Here is a 17,865-nt window from a genome sequence, read left to right as displayed (position 1 = left end):
ACTGCGATTGATCGACAAGTTGGGCACGGGCGTGGTCCGCCCGCTGCCACGTCCGGCGCTGGAAGACCGAGGAAGGGAGATGGGCCCTCAGGCCTCCGGCGCCAGGGTCTGGATCACTGATGTCATGTCCCTTTGAAGATCGACTGCGGAGCGGCCATCGGCGGAGTTCTTGAAGCCAAGGTCCATTGTGTGGCGGCGCAGCCCACAAGTATGAGCCGGGCCGGCTTGCGTGGTTACGGGTGGATCCGTCCGGAGTGTGGTTTAGGAGAGGGATAACCGCTGGCGGGCTCAATGACTTTTCGCCGGTGCGCCGCTAGGCCCCTCCCGCCAGTTCCTCAGGTAACAGCAGATGTGTGTGAGGATGGACGGGCCATCGAGCGGAGGAGGTAAGCACCGTGGTGTTCGTTGCAAGGCGGCCGCCCTTATCGGGGCGATGCTCCGCGCTGACGCGACCCCCTTCGTCGTGACAACAGCGTTGCGATCCTCAGCCGAGCTTGTGGCGTGGATTCGTGCTGAAGGTCTCGAGCTCTGCGGCTTCGACTTTGGTGGTACCCTGCTCGACTTCGAGCCGATCCACGTCCGGTCCTTCCTGTTGACACTTGACATCGTCGATCGAGTGGCAGAAAGGCGGGTGCGGCATATCGTTCGTGCCTCGCTTCATGAGGGAAAGGACTCCGTTGAAATGGCCTGGCGAATTATCCGGGCACTTAGCCTCGATGCAGATCCCGTACAAGTGGCAGTCGAGAAGCGTGCGTTCGTGGAAGTCCTTACAGCCCGGCTAATCCTAGATGCGGATATCGTGCGAGCCATTGTGGCAGTGTCCGAAATTGCTGAAATAGCTGTCATCACGCGAGGCACGGTTCAGTCGACGTCCGGCATTTTGCGCAGATCGCTTCCGGCCCACATATTCAATGAGATGCAGGTCGTCGGGAGAGAGTTCCTATCAGGACGCCTGGACAAGTGCCGCCTCCTCGCTGATGCGATCACCTCCCGGCCAGTGTGCCGTGCCGGGTACGTCGGGGACTCGGATGAGGACAAGCGCATCGCTGAGGATGCTGGTATTCCGTTCTTTATGTTCCGACCGTTCTGTTGATCAAGTGGCAGTCGCACCTCATCCGCGCCCGTCAGCCGGAGCGGCGCTGTCGCAGGTAGGCGAGGACGGCCTCCCGGGTGGTTCGCACCCCGAGCGCCTCGCGGGCCTGGGCGATCCGCCGGTTCGCGGTCCGCAGCGACAGGAACTCCGCCGCCGCCGCGGCGGCGATGGTCTCGCCGTCGGCGAGCCGCTCCAGCAGCGCCCGCTGCTCGGGGATCAGCCGGCTCACCACCGACTCGGTGTCGGACTCCGGCACCTCGTCCGGATCCCGGTGCACCGGCCCGAGCCGGCTCAGGTCGTCGACGAGCGCCCGGCCGACCTCGCCGGCCGGGTCCACGATGGCCACCACCCCGGCGCCGCGGGCCGCGGCCAGCACCGCCAGCCGGACCGTGTCGGCGTCCGGTACCCGGCCGAACAGCACCAGCCGGGCGGCCGCCAGGTCCCAGCCGGGCTCGGCGACGGCGAACCCCTCCCGGGTCGCCCACCCGTCCCGGGCCAGTCGGCGCAGCACCGTGGTCGCGTCGGTCGCCGATGGTACGACGTAGCGCGGCGGGTCGGTCATCGCTGCACCTCCAGCACCAGTCACAGCGCCTCCAGGGCGAGGGCCGCGGCCTCGGTACGGGTGCGGGCGCCCAGCTTGCGCATCCCGGACCGGACGTGGGTCTCCACCGTCTCCGCGGATATACCCAGTTGACCGGCGATACGTCGGGTCGGTTCGCCGGCCGCGACCAGCCGGAGCACCTCACGTTCCCGGTCGGTGAGGTCGCCGTCGGCGCGGGCACCCCGGATGTCGCGGCGTACCGCGTGCCGACGCAGTGCCCGGCGGATCCGGCCGAGCAGTACGACCAGCCCGGCGCGGTCGGCGCGTTCCTCGGCGGTCAGCAGCAGCGGGACGCTCCGGGCCGGGTCCGGTTCGTGCAGGCCGGCGGCGAGCAGGCAGCGCACCTCCTCGCGGACCGCCAGGTCCCGCCAGCCGTCGGCGGCCCGGGTGAAGCCGGCCGGGTCGCCGCCCGGGGTGTCCCAGGCGGCGAGGGTCTGCCACACCGGCGCAGGCTCCGGCGGAACTCCGGTCACCGCACCGCCGGGCAGCGCCGGACCGGGGCCGGCATCCGCGCCGTCGTACGCCGCCCAGCGGGCGGTGATCTGGCGCAGCCCGTCGATCAGCGGCGGGCCGCCGGAGGATGCTCCGCCGGCCCGGTCCGGCTGGCCGTCCAGCCAGGCCGCCTCCCGGCTCACCCAGTCGAGCAGCGCGTCGGCGCCGGTGGAGCCGCCGGTGGCGGCCGCCAGCCGGGACCGGGCCGGGCCGAGCAGGCCGCCGTCGGCCTCGACCAGGCTGGCGGCGGCCACCGCGTAGCCCCGGGCCAGCCGGGGCAGGGTCCGGTCGGTCAGGTCGGCCGCCCGGCGCAGCGCCTCGTCGGAGTCGAGTGCCGGGCCGGAGTCGAGTGCGGGCAGGCCGCCGCGCAGCGCCGCGCACCACAGCCGGGCGGCCAGGAACCGGGTCTGCCAGCTGTAGGCGAGGTCGGCCGCGCAGGCGTGTTCGGCCGCCTCGGCGGCCTGCCCGGCCTCGCCGAGCCGGCCGTCGGCGAGCAGCGTCTCGACCAGTAGCCAGGCGCTCCACCGGGCGGAAAGCGGATCACCGGCCGTACCCGCCGCGGCGGCGGCCGAGGCCAGCGTCGACTCCCAGCCCGGGGCGCGGTTCGCGGCGCGTACCGCCGCCAGCGCGGCCCGCAGGCCCGGATGCGCCGGTTCCGGGCCGTGCAGGGCGGTGATCCGGGCCGCCGCCCGGGTCGCCTCGGTCGGGTCGGCGTCGAGCTGGGCGAGGAGCATGATCCGGTCCCGGGCGGCGAGCTGCTCGGGGGTGGCCGAGTCCGGTACCCGGGCCACCGCCGACCGGGCGCCGGCCAGGTCGGCGAGCTGGACCAGTGCCTCCGCCCGCAGCAGGTCCGGGTCGACGCCGAGCGGTGTGCCGGTGCTGAGCACCCGGGCGGCGGCCCGGGGTCGGCCGCAGGCCAGCGCGGCCCGGGCGGCGTCGACCCGGACCGCCGGCTCCGGCTCGACGCCGGGCAGCGCGCAGGCGAGCAGCAGCAGCTCGGCGCGGAGACCGGCGGCGTCGGCGTCGGCCGCCACGTCCAGCGCCCGCCGGTACGCCGCCGCGCCGTCACCGGCCGCCGCCAGGTGCCGGGCCGCCTCGGCCGGTGGTACCAGCTCGGCCAGACGCCGGTGCAGCGCCTGCCGGCCGGTCTCGTCGAGCAGCCCGGCGGCGACCTCGGCGACGTACGGCGACACCGGGGCGACCAGCGCGGCGCCGTCCTGCTCGACGGTGACCAGGCCGGCGGCGTCCAGTTCGTCGACCCCGGCACCGAGCACGCCCGCCGGTGCCGGCCGGCCGAGCAGCCCGAGTGCGGCCATCGTGGTACGCGCCGGCCGGGTGAGGTCGGCCAGCGCCGCCGCCACCGCGTAGCCGACCTGGTCCACGTCGCGGTCCGCCGGCACCGGCTCCGGACGCCGCTCGCCGCTGCCGCCGGGTCGGGGCGCTCCGGCCGCCCGCTGCGCGGCCACCTGCCGGGCCAGGGTCACCACCGCCAGCGGCACCCCGCCGGCCCGCCGGACCACGTCGGCGACGGTCGACGGGCCCAGGCCGGGGGCGATCCGCCCGGCCAGCAGGGTCGCCGACTCCACGGTCAGCGGCGGCACCGCGAGCCAGCCCGCCGCGACGGCCCGCAGCGCCGCCACCGCCGCCGGCGGCAGCCGGTGCGGGGTACGCAGCGCGACCGCGATCCGGCAGTGTGCGGCCAGCGGCACCAGGGCGGCGAGGGTGGCCGGATCGACCCACTGGAGGTCGTCCAACAGCAGCAGGCCGCCGCGTACCCGGGACCGGACCGCCTCGGCGAGCAGTGCCGGATCGTGCCCGGGCAGCCGGACCCGGACCGCGCGGGCCAGCGCGAACGCCGGTTCACCGGGCAGGCTGGCCAGGCCGCCACCGGCGAAGACCGGCCCCCGGAACGCGGCGCCGAGCCGGTGCAGCGCGGTGCTGCGCCCGCCACCGGGTCCACTGTGCAGCACCACCAGGCCGGGGGTGGTGAGCAGGCCGGAGCCGGCCGCGACGACGTCCGGGGCCCGATCGCCGACCGGCCCGTCGCCCGGCAGGTCGGCTGGCCGGAACTGGTCGGGCAGATCACCGACCGACGCGTGCCGCACTGTCCCTCCCCCGCCCGGGTCGACGCCTGACCACCGTGGAAGACGGTGGCACGAACATGGGATCCTGCGCCGGCAGGATATTCGTAGTGTGATGTCCGGCAGGGGCAGCCCGCCCCCGCCGTCGTGTCGGAAGGACAGCAGACGAGATGAACGTGCCCCACCGCCGGGTTCCTGCCATTGTCGCCGACCGCACCGCCGGCTGACGAGCGATGGGAGCAGGTCCGCTCAGCGCCCGGGTCGCCGGCCTCTGTGACGAGGTCGGTCCCCGACTCGGCGCCGCTACCGGAACCCAGGTGTCGGGGGTACGCCGCCGGCTCGACGAGCCGCTGCGGGTGGCGATCGCCGGTCGGCTCAAGGCCGGCAAGTCGACGCTGGTCAACGCGCTGATCGGCCGGCGGGTGGCACCGACCGAGGTCGGCGAGTGCACCCGGATCGTCACCCAGTTCCGCTACGGCACCGCCGACCGGGTCGACGTGGTACGCCGGGACGGCAGCCGGCTCAGCCTGCCGCTGGACGACGCCGGCATGATCCCGCAGCGGCTCGGCGTGCCGCGCGCCGAGATCTCCTACGTCGACGTCACGCTGACCAGCGACCACCTGCGCGACCTGACCGTGCTGGACACCCCGGGGCTCGCCTCGACGAACACCTCGGTCAGCGCGGGTGCCCGCCGGTTCCTGTTCGAGGCCGCGGCCGCCCCGTTCGACGACAACATCGACGACGACTCGGCCGGCGCGATCGCCGGTGCCGAGGCGATCGTCTACGTCTTCACCCAGTCGGTCCGGGACGACGACGTGGCGGCGCTGGAGGCGTTCCGGTCGGTCTCGGCCCGGCTGGCCAGCAACCCGATCAACTCGCTCGGCCTGTTCAACAAGGTGGACAAGCTGGTCGGCGGTGCGGCCGACCCGTGGCCGGTGGCCGGCCCGCTGGCCGCCGACCAGACCGGTGTGCTGCGCCGGGTGGTCTCCGAGGTGGTGCCGATCGTCGGGCTGCTGGCCGAGACGACCGAGGCCGGCCGGCTGACCGCCGCCGACTGCGAGGCGCTGCGGACGATGGCCCGGCTGCCGGCCGGCGAGCGGGCGGTGCTGCTCGCCTCGGTCGACCTGTTCACGTCCCGGGACTGCCCGGTTCCCCGGGAGCAGCGGGAGCGGCTGTTGCGGCTGCTCGACCTGTACGGCATCGGCTTCGCCATCGCCCAGTTCGCCGCCCAGCCGCAGCTCGCCAGTGGCGACCTGGTGCGGCTGCTGTTCCAGGCGTCCGGGTTCCCCCGGCTGCGCAACACCCTCGACCAGGCGTTCCGGTGGCGTACCGACGCGATCAAGGCCGGCTGGGGGCTCTCCACCCTGGAGAAGCTGGCCAGCCACGCTCCCCGGCCCGAGGAGCGGGAACTGCTGCGGGACGCGATCGAGCAGGTGCTGCAACAGCCGGAATACCACCGCCTGCGGCTGCTGGAGGTGGCCCAGCTGGTCAGCTCCGGCTCGGTGGAGCTGCCGGAGCCGATGGAGCAGGAGCTGACCCGGCTGGCGCTCTCCACCGACCCCCGATGGATCCTGAGCCTGCCGGCCGCCGCGCCGGAGCAGTTGGCCCGGGCGGCGCTGGAGGCCGCCACCCGGTGGCGGGTGTACGCGGTCGCCGGGGCGAGCCCGGCGCAGTCCCGGGTGGCCCAGGTGGCGCACCGCGGCTTCTTCCTGCTCTCCCAGCGGGTACGCGCCGAGGGGAGCCCGCGGTGACCGCCAGCCGTACCGCCACCGGGTCGGGTGCCGCCGCCCCGGCCCAGCGTGGCGGCGGGAACCCGGAGGCGGCGCTCGGCGCGGCGCTGGGCGGGGCGGTCGACGGCGGGCTGGCGTTCCTGCGCAAGGTCGCCCCGGACGCCGCCGCCGAGGTCGACCTGCTGCGCCGCCAGGTGGTGACCCGCCCCTCGATCGTGGTGGTCGGCGAGACGAAACGCGGCAAGAGTTCTCTGGTCAACGCGCTGGTCGGGGTGCCCGGGCTGTCGCCGGTCGACGTCGCGGTCGCCACCTGCTGCTATCTGGAGTTCGTGCCCGGGCCGGAGGCCGGCGCCCGGGCCTTCCTGCCGGGTCGGGGCGAGCCGCTGCCGCTGCGCCTGTCCGACCTGCGGGACTGGGCCACCCCGCTGGGCCGGCTGCCGGACGACCAGCGTCCACCCCGGCACATCGAGGTGACCCATCCGGCGCCGCTGCTGCAATATCTCAGCCTGGTCGACACCCCGGGCACCGGCGGGCTGGATCCGGCGCACGCCCAGATCGCGTTGGACGCGGCGGCCCGGGCCACCGCCCTGCTCTTCGTGGTCGACGCCGCCGCCCCGTTCGCCCAGCCGGAACTCGACTTCCTGATCGAGGCGAGCAAGCGGGTCAACCTGGTGGTCTTCGCGCTGACCAAGACAGACGCGTACCCGGGCTGGCGGACGATCCTGGCCGACAACCGGGCGCAGTTGCAGGCCCACGCCCCCCGGTTCGGCGGCGCGTCGTGGTTTCCGGTCTCGGCCCGGCTGGCCGAGCTGGCCCGGACGATGCCGGCGGAGGCGGCCGGTGAGCTGATCCGGGAGTCCCGGATCGCCGAGTTGCAGCACGCCCTGATCGGGGTGGCCGCTCGGGGGCACCTGCTGCGGCAGGCGAACCTGCTGCGTACGGTCCGCAGCGAACTGGTCCGGTACGACCTGGAACTCGGCGACCGGCTGCGGGCCGCCGACCCCGATCCGGCGGACCTGGCCCGGATCAAGCAGGACCGGGCGGCGCTGGCGGCGCGGAAGCGTACCGAGTCGCGGCAGTGGTCGCTGGCGTTGAGCACCGAGACGCAGCGGGCCCGGGTGGAGGCGACCGGGCTGCTCCGGGGTTACGTCGGCACCCTCCAGGAGGAGTTCCTGAACCGGATCGACAAGGCCCGGGGCGAGGAGCTCAAGGGGCTGCCGCAGCAGGTCGACGAGGGGTTGCACGCGCTGTCGGTGCGGCTCTCCGACGATCTGGAGGTGCGGTTCCGGCAGGTCGGCGAGCGGGTACTCGCCGAGGTGTTCCAGCCGGAGGAGCTGCGGTTCGTGCTGGGGCGGCTCAACGCGACCCTGCGGCACGCGCTGGCCAGCAAGCCACGCCGGGACGGCGGCGGCCCGGACAACATGATGATCGCGATGTCGGCCGGGTCGATGGCGTTCCTGGCCGGCCGGGGCGCGATGGCCGGCGCCTCGGCGCTCGGCGCGGGCGCATTGGTCGGCGGCAGCCTGCTGATCCCGTTCGCCGGGCTCGGCCTGGGGCTCGCCGCCGGTGGCTTCATCCTGTACCGGCGCCGGGTGCACACCGACCGGCAGCAGGCCCGGGTGTGGCTGCGGGAGGTGGTCGCCGACGCCCGGGCCGCGCTGTCGGACGAGATCACCAACCGGTTCACCGACCTGCAGTACGCGCTGACCCTCGCCCTGGACGACGCGATCGAGCGCCGGCTGCGGCAGCTCGACGAGCGGATCGCGGAGATCGACGCGGCGGCGGCCGAGGACAGCGCCGTGCGGGCCCGGCGCCGGGCCGCGACGCAGGCGGAGCGGGAGACGGTCCGGGCCCGGGTCAAGCAGGTCGACGAGGTGCTGGTCCGGGCCCGGGTGCTGGCCCCGGCCACCGACGCACGAGGGCGGGAGCATGACTGACTACTGGGGCGGCTGGTCCGCCGACCAGCCGGAGTTCGGCGGCCCGGAAGGTGAGGACTTCGGTGACCTGACCCCGGACCAGCCCGACGACGGCGGCTTCCCGGTCGAGGGGTTCGGTGCCGCCGACCCGGATCCCGGCGACCTGTCCGGGGCGCCCGGCGACCCGCCGATACCGCTCGGCTACGACGACCTGCCGACCGCCGACCCGTACGCCGAGGCGGACCCGTACCCGGCGGAGGAGTCGGGGTTCGGGCCGGACGGCTATTCCGAGGTACCCGCCGAGGAGGGCTTCGGCGCGGCGGACCCGCCGGTCGGCGCCGACCCGGACCTCGACCCGTACGCCGACACCGGACCGGCCTGGTGGGAGTCGACCGAGCTGCCCGACCTCGGCGCACCGCCGGAGCCGGTCGACGGCTTCCCGTGGACCGATCCCGCCCTGCTCGGCCAGCCGGACGCCACGGTGCCGCCGCCGCTGTCCGAACCGGACGCCACGACGGTCGCCCCGGACGAGTTGGCCGGGTACGCCGGCGAGGAACTACCGGCCGACGGCGACCCGTGGTCGGCGCTGACCGCCTCCGACGACCCGGCGACGAGTACGCTTGCCCGGTTCTGGTTGCCGGACGAGCGCTGAGGAACACCGGGCCTTCCGCCCTGCTGCGGGATTCCGCGCGCTCCTCCGACGCCGGCACGGGAACTGGCAACCGGCCGTACCTGGCCCAGAAGGAAGCGAGCGGCAAGATGGCGGAGACGACGAGTGGCGGTACCGGCGCCACGGCCCAGATCGGGGTGACCGGGCTGGCGGTGATGGGCCGCAACCTGGCCCGGAACCTGGCCCGGCACGGTCACCGGGTGGCGGTGCACAACCGGTCGCCGGAGCGGACCCGGAGCCTGGTCGCCGAGCACGGGGACGAGGGGACGTTCGTGCCGAGCGAGTCGCTGGCCGACTTCGTCGCCTCGCTGGAGCGGCCCCGCGCCGTCATCGTGATGGTGAAGGCGGGCCGACCCACCGACGCCGTCATCGACGAGCTGATCCCGCTGCTCGAACCCGATGACATCGTGATCGACTGCGGTAACGCCCACTTCGCCGACACCCGGCGGCGGGAGGAGACGCTGCGCGAGCACGGGCTGCACTTCGTCGGCACCGGTGTCTCCGGCGGCGAGGAGGGTGCGCTGCTCGGCCCGAGCATCATGCCGGGTGGCTCGGTCGAGGCGTACCGCAAGCTCGGGCCGATCTTCGAGTCGATCGCCGCCCAGGTCGACGGGGTGGCGTGCTGCGCACACATCGGGCCGGACGGTGCCGGGCACTTCGTGAAGATGGTGCACAACGGCATCGAGTACGCCGACATGCAGCTCATCGCCGAGGCGTACGACCTGCTCCGGGAGCGGCTGGGTGCGACACCGGCCGAGATCGGCAAGATCTTCGCCGGCTGGAACGAGGGTGACCTGGAGTCGTTCCTGATCGAGATCACCGCCGACGTGCTCGGGCACGTGGACGCCGGCACCGGCAAGGCGTTCGTCGACATCGTCCTCGACCAGGCCGAGCAGAAGGGCACCGGCCGGTGGACGGTGCAGAGCGCGCTCGACCTGGGCGTGCCGATCACCGGGATCGCCGAGGCGACGTTCGCCCGCTCGCTGTCCGGGCACGCCGACCAGCGGGCCGCCGCGGCCCGGGCGTACGCCGACGCCAGCGGTGAGGCGCCGACCGGTGAGGTGGACCGGGACGCGTTCGTGGAGGACGTCCGCAAGGCGCTGTACGCCTCGAAGATCGTCGCCTACGCGCAGGGCTTCGACCAGATCCGGGCCGGCAGCCAGGAGTACGGCTGGGACATCGACCCGGCGGCGCTGGCCACCATCTGGCGGGGCGGCTGCATCATCCGGGCCCGGTTCCTCAACCGCATCCGGGAGGCGTACGACGCCGACCCGCAGTTGCCGACGCTGCTGGTGGCGCCGTACTTCGTGCAGGGGGTCGCGGAGAGCGTCGCCAGCTGGCGGCGGGTGGTCAGCTACGCCGCCCAGGCCGGCGTGCCCGCCCCCGCCTTCGGCTCCTCGCTCTCCTACTACGACGGGCTGCGGCGGGACCGGCTGCCGGCCGCGCTGATCCAGGGCCTGCGGGACAACTTCGGTGCCCACACCTACCAGCGGGTCGACGCCGAGGGCAGCTTCCACACCCAGTGGGCCGGCGCCCGCACCGAGTCTCCGGCCTGACCGCAAATCGCGGCTGACCGCGCCAACCCGACGGGTCGGCGGTCCGTCCTCCGGCACGGGGGCGGACCGCCGACCCGGTCGCGTCCCGGCCTGTCCCCGGGTCAGCCGGATCCGGCGGTGACGACCGCGACCAGCACGACGAGCGCGGCGACCACCAGCAGGGCCAGCGTCCCGGTCCAGACCAGTCCGGTCGTCCCGGTCCAGAACCGGCCGGCCGGCTGCGCCCCGGGCTGACCGGGCCGGGCCGGAGCCGGCCGTTCGGGCTGGGCGGGCGCCGGCCGGAGCCGCGTCACGGCCCGGGCCGGAGCCGATCCATCACGAGCCGACCCGACCGGGGCCGGAGCCGACCCGCCCAGGGCCGGTCCGGGCGACAGCACCGGTGCGGGCCGGGCCGGTGGGTCGTCGAACCGGAGGGCTCCCTCGGCGACCACCGTCTCCGGCTGCTCCAGGGTGGTCGGGGCGACGCCCAACTCGGCGTGGATCAGCCGGGCGGCCAGCGGAATCCGGCTGGAGCCGCCGACCAGGAAGATCCCGACCAGGTCGGCCGGGTCCAGCCGGGCAGCGGCGATCGTCCGGGCCAGGCAGTTCACCGTCTGTTGCAGCTGCCGGCGGATCAGCGACTCCAACTCGTCCCGGGTCAGATGCGCCCGCAGGTCCAGCGCCGGCAGGTGCAGCTCGGCACTGGTGGCCCGGGACAGCAGTTCCTTGGCCGCCCGGACGTCGTCGTAGAGCAGTTCCCGCGCCCGGCGCTGCCCCGCGTCGGCCGGGCTCAGCAGGCCGTGCCACAGCTCGGTCCGGCCGCCGGCGTAGCCCCGGCCGAGGTGCTCGACGAGGGCCTGGTCGAAGTCCAGCCCGCCCAGATCGGTCAGGCCGGACTCGGCCAGCACGTCGAAGCCGTCGGCGGTGCGACGGACCACGGCGGCGTCGAAGGTGCCGCCGCCCAGGTCGTAGACGGCCAGCGCCCGGCCGGGCGGCAGCACCGTGCCGAGTACCGCCGGATAGTAGGCCGCCGCCGCGACCGGCTCGGCGACCAGCCGGGGCGGGGGCAGCCCGGCGGCGCGGGCGGCGGCGACCAGCACGTTGCGACGGCGCTCCCCCCACCGGGCCGGATGGGTGAGCCGGACCTCGTCGACCCCGCCGAGCTGCCGGTACGCCTCGGCCGAGACCCGCCGCAGCACCGCGCCGACCAGCTCGGTGACCGGCACCTCCCGGTCGCCGAGCAGCACCGCCCCGTCGTCGATCCGCCGTTTCGGTGCCGGCTCGAACCGGGCCGGGTCGAGCCGGGCCGCCCGGAACGCGTCCCGGCCGGTCAGCGGCGTGCCGGCCGGGTCGAGGCAGACCGCCGAGGGCAGCAGCGGGCTGCCGTCGAAGAGCAGCGGCCGGGCCGGGCCGTCGGCGCCCCGCACCACGGCGACGGTGTTGGAGGTGCCGAAGTCGATGGCGAGCAGCCGCATGGCGAGACCCTACTGAACCCTGCTCTGCCTCCCCGCCCGGCCCGTGCCGGCCACCGGCGGAGATCGGGGCGCCGTCCCGGGTCGACAACGGTTCACTGCTGGCAAGAGTTCCCGTCGGGCGGGGCGAAGCGCCGCCCTCCGGTCACCGCACGGCCAACCGGGCCGGGCATACTCGCACCGTGATCCGGGACTTCGCCTACCTCGACGCGCCGACACCGCTGGCGTTCGCGCACCGGGGCGGCGCCGCGCGCGGCGACGAGAACACCACCGAGGCGTTCGCCCGGGCGGTCCGGCTCGGCTACCGGTACGTCGAGACCGACGTGCACGCCACCGCCGACGAGGTGCCGGTGGTCTTCCACGACGCGACCCTGCACCGGATGACCGGGGAGCACGGCCGGATCGCCGGACTGCGCTGGGCGGACCTGAAGACGATCCGGGTCGGCGGGGCGGCGGCGGTACCCCGGCTCGACGACGTACTCGGCGCCTGGCCGCAGATCCGGTTCAACGTCGACGTGAAGGCCGACGGCGCGGTCGCGCCCACCGTGCGTACCGTCGACCGGGCCGGGGCCGGCGACCGGGTGCTGCTCGCCTCGTTCAGCGACTCCCGGCTGGCCCGGCTGCGGATCCTGGCCGGGCCGAAGATCGCCACCTCGCTCGGGCTGCGCGGGGTGGCCCGGGTACGGCTCGCCTCGCTGGCCAACCGGCGGCTGATGCTGCCGCCGACGGTGGTCGCCGCCCAGGTGCCGGTCCGCTACCGCGGGGTCAAGGTGGTCGATCGGCGGTTCGTCGACTACGTGCACCGGCTCGGTCTCCAGGTGCACGTCTGGACCATCGACGACATCACCGAGATGAACGAGTTACTCGACCTCGGTGTGGATGGCATCATGACCGATCACGTCGACGTGCTGCGCGAGGCGTACCAGAGCCGCGGTCACTGGCCGTCCGATCGGTAGGTCGGCCGGACCAGGCCCGCCCGACCCCCGATACCGAAGGACCGACATGGCCGAGACCATCCCCGCGACGGCGCCGGACGCGCCACCCAGCACCCGGCACGAGCGGGTCGGCTGGTACTTCTACGACTGGGCGAACTCGGCCTTCAACACGACGGTGATCACCGTCTTCCTCGGCCCGTACCTGACCTCGATCGCCAAGGCGGCCGCCGGCTGCGCCTCGGACGACCCGTGCCGGGGCGGGCGGGTCAGCCTGCTCGGCATCGACATCGCGCCCGGCTCGCTCTTCCCGTACATGGTGTCGCTGTCGGTGTTCCTGACCGTCTTCGTGCTGCCGCTGGTCGGTGCGGTCGCCGACCGGTCACCGCGCAAGAAGGAGATGCTGGCGCTCTTCGCCTACATCGGTTCGGCGGCCACCGTCGGGCTGCTGTTCCTGACCGGCGACCGCTACCTGCTCGGCGCCGGGCTGTTCCTGGTCGCCAACATCTCCTACGGGGCGAGCATCGTCGTCTACTACTCGTTCCTTCCGCAGATAGCCGGGCCGGAGGAACGTGACAGCGTCTCCAGCATCGGCTGGGCGATCGGCTACATCGGCGGCGGACTGCTGCTGGCGATCAACGTCGCGGCGGTGCTGTTCAAGGACTCGCTCGGGATGGACACCGGCGAGGTCGCCCGGTACAGCATGGTGTCGGCGGGCATCTGGTGGGCGGCGTTCACCACCATCCCGCTGATCCGGCTGCGCAACCGGCCGCCGGTCGCCGGCCCGGCACAGGGACCGGTACTGCTCGACGGGTTCCGCCAGCTCTGGCACACCCTGCGCAGCCTCAAGGCGTACCCGTTGACGTTGTTCTTCCTGGTCGCCTACCTGGTCTACAACGACGGCATCCAGACGGTGATCTCGCTGTCGGCGGTGTACGGCACCGAGGAGCTGAAACTCTCCGACGACGTCCTGGTGCCGACCATCCTGATGGTGCAGTTCCTCGCCTTCTTCGGCGCGCTCGGGATGGGCGCGCTGGCGAAGCGGCTCGGTGCCTGGAAGACGATCCTGATCAGCCTGGTGCTCTGGACCGTCGTGCTGGCGGTCGCGTTCCGGCTGCCGGCCAACCAGGCGCTGCCGTTCGTGCTGCTCGGCGGCGGGATCGGCATCGTGCTCGGCGGCAGCCAGGCGCTGAGCCGGTCGCTGTTCAGCCAGTTGATCCCGAAGGGCAAGGAGGCCGAGTACTTCGGGCTGTACGAGATCTCCGACAAGGGTACGAGCTGGCTCGGGCCCTTGTTGTTCGGGCTGGCGTACGGGATGACCGAGAGCTACCGGGTGGCGATCATCTCGCTGCTGGCGTTCTTCGTGATCGGGTTCGTGCTGCTGGCCGCCGTGCCGATCCGGCGGGCGATCGTCGCCGCCGGCAACACCCCGCCGGAACGGCTCTGACCGGCAGTGCACCGCCGCGGCCCACCGGCTGCCACGTCGGCCCGGTCGGCCCGCACGAGCTGGGCGACCGGGCCGACCGGCGGCACGATCTGGCCTAGGGTGGGCCCGGGGCGGCACGTGGGCAGGAGGCGCGGAATGGAGCCGATCGAGGTGACGGCCGGTATGGCACTGGTCGGCGCGATGGCCGATGCCGGCTGGCCGGCGGCCCGGGCCGAGGTGGTGGCCTTCTGGCGGCAGGTCCGGCCCGGGGAGGCGGACGACGTGGCCGCCGACCTGACCGAGGTACGCGCCGAGGTGCTCGCCGCCCGCCAGGCCGGCGACCCCGCCCTGGAACGCGCCCTCGCCGACACCTGGCAGCGCCGGTTGCGGAACCTGGTGCAGGGCGACCCCGCCCTCGCCGCCGGCCTGCGGCGCCTCGTCGACCAGCACCTCGTGCCGGCGCTCCCGGCGGACGAGCGGGCCGGGATCACCCGCCGGCTGCCGAACGGGGATTCCGGCCCGGGCTGAGTCCCGGTCCGACAGGTTGAATTGCGGCCTGGCGGACCGCCGGCCGACCAGAGTGGTCAACGACACGGCGGGTCGAACCGGAAACACCTGGTGGCTTAGGCTCCCCGACCGTGACCGACGACAGCCGCACCAGCCCGACCCTGTCCGCCGGCGACGAGTCCGCGCTCGCCCAGGCGTGCTTCGCCGCCGGCGACGGCCGGTTACGTCAGGGCGCCGCCCTGAAGTTCTTCTGGGGACCGATGGACTGTGGCAAGTCGACCATGGCCCTGCAGATGAACTACAACCACGCCCGGCAGGGTCGGCGTGGTCTGGTGCTGACCAGGATCGACCGTTCCCTCGGCCCGCAGATCACCACCCGGATCGGCCTGGCGCACGAGGCCATCGAGGTCACCGAAGACCTCGACCTCTGTGAACTCGTCAGGGGCCGGTGGGCCGAGGGTGACCGGCTCGACTACCTGATCTGCGACGAAGCCTGCTTCTACACCGTGCGGCACGTCGAGCAGATGGCCGAGCTGGTCGACTGCTACGACGTGGACGTTTTCGCGTTCGGCCTGGCCAGCGACTTCCGGTCCTGCCTGTTCCCGGCGGCGCAGCGGCTGTTCGAACTCGCCGACGAGGTGTCCCGGATCCAGGTCGAGGTGCTCTGCTGGTGTGGACGCCCGGGGCAGCTCAACGCCCGGGTGGTCGGCGGCGCGGTGGCCCGGCAGGGCGAGCAGGTGGTCATCGGCGACACCGTCGAGGCGGCCGAGGTGCGCTACCAGGTGCTCTGCCGGCGACACTTCCGCTCCGGCGACCTGGGCGAGAGCCGCTGACGCCGGAGCCGGCCCGCCCGACCGGGGTCAGAACGGGTCGCCGCAGACCCGCCACTCGTCGCCGTCCTTGATCATCGGCATCTCCCGCCGGTCCACCGCACCGGAGCGGCGGGTCAGCTTCGCCGTCGCGGTCGCCCGGAGCTGGCCCCGGTCGCTGGCGACGGTGACGTCGTCGATGGCGTACCGGGTGATCGTCGGTGGCACCGAGAGCTGCCGCTCGAACTCGTCCCGGCTCCACCGCTCGCGGGTGTCGACGCAGAGCCGGTCGTAGGCGCCGCCCGCGTCGCCGCTGGTCACGTCCTGCAGGAACGCCTCCGCAGCCTGCTGGGCCGCACCGGAGGACTGCCGGACGTGCTGGTAGTTCCAGGCCCCGAGGCCGGCCGCGCCCACACAGCAGACGAAGAGGCCGACCGCGACCACCGACAGCACGCCCCGGAGCCGGCGCGGTCGCCGTCCCCCGCGCCCGCCGGACAGCTCGTAGCCCATGCCACCGACGGTAGATAGCCGCCGCGTCCGGCGGGTGCCGAACCGGCCGGGTCGGCACCCGCCGACCATGATCGGCTCGGTCGGCGCCACCGGCCGCCGTGGTCTACGGTCGGGACCATCCCCCGCCAGCTTCGCCGGCCCGCCGGCCGGCCCTCGCCCCCCGAGGACGACGACCATGCAGCGCTACGTCCAGTCGGTCCCGCCACCCGCCGACCCGTACCTCAGCGACCGGCTGCTGCGGTCCTGGCTGGACCACCAGCTCGGCCCGGACGGGCACGCCGCCGCGGCGGACCGGCTGGCCGCGCTCGCCACCGACGTCACCGGTCCGCTGCGGGCCGCGCACGCCGACGCGGAGGCGCACCCGCCGACCCTGGTCCGCTACGGTCCGTGGGGAGCCCGGATCGACCGGATCGAAACCTCCGCCGGCTGGCAGGCCCAGCGCGCGGCGGCCGCCCGGCACGCCGTGGTCGCGCTGCCGTACCTGGTGCAGGCCCGGAGCACCTGGGGAGCGGCGGCCCGGGTCGTCCAGTACGCCCTGCTGCACCTGTACGGTCCGGAGTCGGCCACCTTCTCCTGCCCGGTGGCGATGAGCGACGGCGCCGCCGCGCTGCTCGCCCGCCCCGAGGTCGATCCGGCGCTCCGGGACGCCTGGCTGCCCCGGCTCACCGCCACCGACCCGGCGACGGCGGTCAGCAGCGGGCAGTGGATGACCGAGTCGCAGGGCGGCTCCGACCTGGCCCGGTCGACCACCACCGGCCGGCCCGCCGCCGACGGCTCCTGGCGGCTCACCGGCGAGAAGTGGTTCTGTTCGGCCGCCGACGCGGAGCTGGCGGTCGCGCTGGCCCGCCCGGAGGACGCCGGGGCGGGCAGCCGGGTGCTGGTGCCGTTCCTGATCCCCCGCTACGCCGCCGACTCGCCGCTGGCCGGGCCGGGTGCCGAGCGGGACGCCCCGGCGCCGGGGATCACCGTGCACCGGCTCAAGGACAAGCTCGGTACCCGGGCACTGCCGACCGCCGAGATCGGGCTGCGCGACGCGTACGCCTGGCCGCTGGGTGACCCGTCCGTGCCGGGTCTGAGCCGGGCGATGACCCTGGTCGTGGTGACCCGGCTACACAACGCGGCGGCGGCCGCGGCCGGCATGCGCCGGGGACTCGGGTACGCCCTGGCGTACGCCGACGCCCGCCAGGTGGCCGGCGGACGGTTGATCACCGCACCGCTGCACCGGGCCACCCTGGGCACCCTGGCGGTGGACGCCGCCGGGGCGTTCGCGCTGGCCGGGCACGCGTTCGTGCTGCTCGGCCGGGTCGAGGTGGGCGCGGATCCGGCCGCCGCGGCCGAGCTGCGGATCGTGGCGCCGTTGGCCAAACTCGCCACCGGACGGCTGGCGGTCTCCTCGGCCAGCGAGTACGTCGAGTGCTTCGGCGGCGCCGGATACGTGGAGGACACCGGGGTGCCCCGGCTGCTGCGGGACGCCCAGGTGCTGCCGATCTGGGAGGGCACCACCAACGTGCTCGCGCTGGACGTGCTCCGGGCGGTGCTCCGGGAGGACGCCGCCACCCCACTGCTGGCCCGGTTGGACGCCGCCACCGACACCGCCCGACGGCTGCACCCGGCGCTGGCCGACGCGCTCGCCGGTACGACGGCGGAACTGCGGAACTCGCTCGCCGAGGTGACCCCGGAGTCGGTCGCGGTGCTGGCCGGGGCGCGCGGGCTGGCGCTGCGGATGGCGTACGCGCTGGCCACCGCCCTGCTGGTCGAGCAGGCGGCCGGCGGCGACGAGACGGCGGAGGTGGCCGCCCGGCTCTGGGGGCGGCGCTGGCTGCGCGGCGCGGACATCGCGGCGGAGGCACACCACGAACTGGACCTGCTCTGCTGAACCGCCCCGGGCCCGGCAGACCGGCGGCGCGCGGACCCGGTCGCCGTACCTGACAGGAGGTGTCAGGTACGGCGGGCAGGCTGGCCGGCACGGAAAAGATCGGCGACCTCGTCATGGTCAACCCGGACAGCCCGGATCCCCGCGGGCACGCCGAGTTCTACTCCCGGGCGCCCGGCTGGGAGATGACCGGTGGCGGGTGCTCACCGATCCGGCCG

General features: G+C 74.3%; 14 protein-coding genes. 10 read left to right on the top strand and 4 right to left on the bottom strand.

Annotated features, from left to right (window positions below):
• The first annotated feature begins 355 nt into the window (after positions 1-355).
• Positions 356-1,093: a hypothetical protein gene (locus ACQEVC_RS30970; RefSeq protein ID WP_432884555.1), complete on the top strand. Its 738-nt coding sequence runs from the start codon at positions 356-358 to the stop codon at positions 1,091-1,093.
• 31 nt (positions 1,094-1,124) lie between these two features.
• Here ACQEVC_RS30970 and ACQEVC_RS30965 read toward each other — a convergent pair whose 3' ends face one another.
• Together ACQEVC_RS30965 and ACQEVC_RS30960 are read right to left on the bottom strand one after the other, a co-directional pair.
• Positions 1,125-1,655 carry a LuxR family transcriptional regulator gene (locus ACQEVC_RS30965; RefSeq protein ID WP_432884553.1) on the bottom strand — a complete coding sequence of 177 codons (531 nt, stop codon included), beginning with the start codon at positions 1,653-1,655 and terminating at the stop codon, positions 1,125-1,127.
• 20 nt (positions 1,656-1,675) lie between these two features.
• Positions 1,676-4,291: a LuxR C-terminal-related transcriptional regulator gene (locus ACQEVC_RS30960; protein WP_432884550.1), complete on the bottom strand. Its 2,616-nt coding sequence runs from the start codon at positions 4,289-4,291 to the stop codon at positions 1,676-1,678.
• 209 nt (positions 4,292-4,500) lie between these two features.
• Between ACQEVC_RS30960 and ACQEVC_RS30955 the strand changes: the two genes are divergently transcribed.
• The 4 genes from ACQEVC_RS30955 to gndA all read left to right on the top strand — a co-directional run bounded on the left by ACQEVC_RS30955 (position 4,501) and on the right by gndA (position 10,139).
• Entirely contained in the window at positions 4,501-6,018 is a 1,518-nt protein-coding gene (locus tag ACQEVC_RS30955) for a dynamin family protein (RefSeq protein WP_432884547.1), read from the top strand.
• Positions 6,015-7,934: a dynamin family protein gene (locus ACQEVC_RS30950; RefSeq protein WP_432884544.1), complete on the top strand. Its 1,920-nt coding sequence runs from the start codon at positions 6,015-6,017 to the stop codon at positions 7,932-7,934. The genes ACQEVC_RS30955 and ACQEVC_RS30950 overlap by 4 nt, the downstream gene beginning before the upstream one ends.
• Positions 7,927-8,565, top strand: a complete 639-nt coding sequence (locus ACQEVC_RS30945; protein ID WP_432884542.1) for a hypothetical protein — start codon at positions 7,927-7,929, stop codon at positions 8,563-8,565. The genes ACQEVC_RS30950 and ACQEVC_RS30945 overlap by 8 nt, the downstream gene beginning before the upstream one ends.
• Positions 8,566-8,672: 107 nt before the next feature.
• Positions 8,673-10,139, top strand: a complete 1,467-nt coding sequence (gene gndA / locus ACQEVC_RS30940; RefSeq protein WP_432884539.1) for an NADP-dependent phosphogluconate dehydrogenase — start codon at positions 8,673-8,675, stop codon at positions 10,137-10,139.
• Positions 10,140-10,240: 101 nt separating this feature from the next.
• On the opposite strand, the gene ACQEVC_RS30935 is transcribed toward gndA, so the two are convergent.
• Positions 10,241-11,593, bottom strand: coding sequence for an Hsp70 family protein (locus ACQEVC_RS30935; protein ID WP_432884536.1), 1,353 nt, complete (start codon positions 11,591-11,593; stop codon positions 10,241-10,243).
• A 179-nt stretch (positions 11,594-11,772) separates the two neighbouring features.
• Between ACQEVC_RS30935 and ACQEVC_RS30930 the strand changes: the two genes are divergently transcribed.
• The 4 genes from ACQEVC_RS30930 (at position 11,773) to ACQEVC_RS30915 (ending at position 15,288) form a co-directional block, all read left to right on the top strand.
• Positions 11,773-12,546 (top strand): glycerophosphodiester phosphodiesterase, encoded by a 774-nt coding sequence (locus tag ACQEVC_RS30930; RefSeq protein WP_432884533.1) that lies wholly within the window; start codon positions 11,773-11,775, stop codon positions 12,544-12,546.
• A 46-nt stretch (positions 12,547-12,592) separates the two neighbouring features.
• Positions 12,593-13,969: an MFS transporter gene (locus ACQEVC_RS30925; protein WP_432884531.1), complete on the top strand. Its 1,377-nt coding sequence runs from the start codon at positions 12,593-12,595 to the stop codon at positions 13,967-13,969.
• Between the two features lie 135 nt (positions 13,970-14,104).
• Complete coding sequence (locus ACQEVC_RS30920; RefSeq protein WP_432884529.1) at positions 14,105-14,476, top strand: hypothetical protein; 372 nt, start codon at positions 14,105-14,107, stop codon at positions 14,474-14,476.
• Between the two features lie 140 nt (positions 14,477-14,616).
• The gene (locus ACQEVC_RS30915) at positions 14,617-15,288 is read left to right on the top strand and encodes a thymidine kinase (RefSeq protein ID WP_412102808.1); all 672 of its coding nucleotides are present in this window, start codon (positions 14,617-14,619) and stop codon (positions 15,286-15,288) included.
• Between the two features lie 27 nt (positions 15,289-15,315).
• Here ACQEVC_RS30915 and ACQEVC_RS30910 read toward each other — a convergent pair whose 3' ends face one another.
• Positions 15,316-15,774: an Rv0361 family membrane protein gene (locus ACQEVC_RS30910; RefSeq protein ID WP_432884527.1), complete on the bottom strand. Its 459-nt coding sequence runs from the start codon at positions 15,772-15,774 to the stop codon at positions 15,316-15,318.
• A 175-nt stretch (positions 15,775-15,949) separates the two neighbouring features.
• Here ACQEVC_RS30910 and ACQEVC_RS30905 point away from each other — a divergent pair, with 175 nt between their 5' ends.
• Entirely contained in the window at positions 15,950-17,650 is a 1,701-nt protein-coding gene (locus ACQEVC_RS30905; RefSeq protein WP_432884524.1) for an acyl-CoA dehydrogenase family protein, read from the top strand.
• Positions 17,651-17,865: the final 215 nt, after the last annotated feature.

Source organism: Plantactinospora sp. CA-294935 (assembly GCF_050936445.1).
GTDB lineage: Bacteria > Actinomycetota > Actinomycetes > Mycobacteriales > Micromonosporaceae > Plantactinospora.
This window is presented reverse-complemented; position numbering and strand designations above follow the sequence as displayed.